This window comes from Streptomyces spiralis (genome assembly GCF_014654675.1).
Classification (GTDB): Bacteria; Actinomycetota; Actinomycetes; order Streptomycetales; family Streptomycetaceae; genus Streptomyces; species Streptomyces spiralis.
The window spans coordinates 59642-60244 of sequence record NZ_BNBC01000052.1 but is presented as its reverse complement, the minus strand read 5'-3'; the positions used below and the strand labels follow the sequence as shown (position 1 = coordinate 60244).

Annotated in this window: 1 protein-coding gene; it reads left to right on the top strand. The window is 66.5% G+C overall.

Features of this window, described 5'->3' with window-relative positions:
- Window positions 1–603, top strand: a 603-nt coding sequence (locus IE318_RS45595) for a HAMP domain-containing protein (protein ID WP_229903995.1), incomplete at both ends; no start/stop codon positions are given.

The following is a 603-nucleotide window of genomic DNA, read 5'->3' as shown; positions in this document are numbered from 1 at the left end:
ACCACCGTCAACACGATGGTGGACCAGCTGTCGTCGTTCGCCGAGCAGGTGACCCGGGTCGCCCGCGAGGTGGGCACGGAGGGCATCCTGGGCGGTCAGGCGCATGTGCCGGGCGTGGTCGGCATCTGGAAGGACCTCAGCGACAACGTCAACCTGATGGCCAACAACCTGACCATGCAGGTGCGCAACATCTCCCAGGTGGCCGCCGCGGTCGCCAACGGCGACCTGACACGGACGGTGACGATCGAGGCGCGCGGCGAGGTCGCGCAGCTCGCCGACACCTTCAACACGATGGTCAAGACGCTGAGTTCGTTCGCCGACCAGGTCACCAAGGTGGCCCGCGAGGTGGGCACGGACGGCATCCTCGGCGGGCAGGCCTACGTCCCGGGCGTGGCCGGCACCTGGAAGGACCTCACCGAGTCGGTGAACCAGATGGCGTCCAACCTGACCGGCCAGGTGCGCAACATCGCCATGGTCACCACGGCCATCGCCAAGGGCGACCTGACCAAGAAGATCGACATTGACGCCCGCGGCGAGATCCTCGAGCTCAAGACGACGATCAACACGATGGTTGACCAGCTGTCCAGCTTCGCCGAGGAGGTC